Annotated in this window: 1 pseudogene; it reads left to right on the top strand. The window is 71.1% G+C overall.

The features are described 5' to 3' along the window. Window positions 1-854 (top strand): annotated as a pseudogene (locus tag CH341_RS34700) (hypothetical protein); the annotation flags it as partial.

The raw sequence follows: 854 nt of genomic DNA, 5'->3' as shown, positions 1-854 counted from the left end.
GCGAACGGCGACTTCCGCTTCGATCGCCGCGCCGGCGGCGGCGTGACGCAGATCGCCGCCGGCGGCGACCGCACGCCGATTCTCGATCGGTGGTTCGCCTGGTCCACCGGCAGCGCGGTCCTGGTGCAGCAGCTCGGCGCGCCGACGTCGACCTCGCGCTACGCTGCGGCGCTGCAGCTCACGGTGGGGCCGAGCGCCGTCGTGGCGCACCTGTCGCAGCAGATTCTGTCGGACGACATCCGCGACCTCGCGGCCCCGGAATCGCCGGTGACGCTATCGATCGCGATCGACGGCCCGGCTGGGCTGTCGATCGGCTGGGCCGCCTACGTGCCGGCCGCGCTGGACTCGTTCGGCACGGTCGCTTCGCCGACCCGGACCCTCGTCGCCTCGGGCACATGGGTCCTCGACACCGGGATCATCGAGAAGGCGGCGACATTCGATCTCCCGACCTCGGCCACGAAGGGGCTCGAGGTCGAGCTGACGGCGTCGCTGACCTCGTCGTCTGGATCGATCCCGATCACGTTCTATGCGGCGCAGCTCGAAGCGGGCGCCGAGAAGACCGGCTTCTCCTGGCGGCCGCGAAGTGTCGCGCAGGTCGAGGCCAGCGCGCCGCGCGAGCGCCTCCCGGCCGATCGCTACTACTTCGTCGACGCGGCGACCGGTTCCGACCAGAACACCGGCCGCCGCTGGGCTTCGGCTTTCGCCTCGGTGCAGAAGGCGCTCGATACGATCGCGCAGCTCGACATCGGCATCTTCAACGTCACGGTCCTGGCCAAAGCCGGGACTTACGGGCCGATCGTCGTCCCGGCCGCCTGGATGGGCTCCGGCACCGTCACGGTGCAGGCCGACACCGC

Origin of the sequence: Rhodoplanes roseus (genome assembly GCF_003258865.1) — a bacterium.
In the GTDB taxonomy this organism is placed as follows: Bacteria; Pseudomonadota; Alphaproteobacteria; order Rhizobiales; family Xanthobacteraceae; genus Rhodoplanes; species Rhodoplanes roseus.
This window is presented reverse-complemented; position numbering and strand designations above follow the sequence as displayed.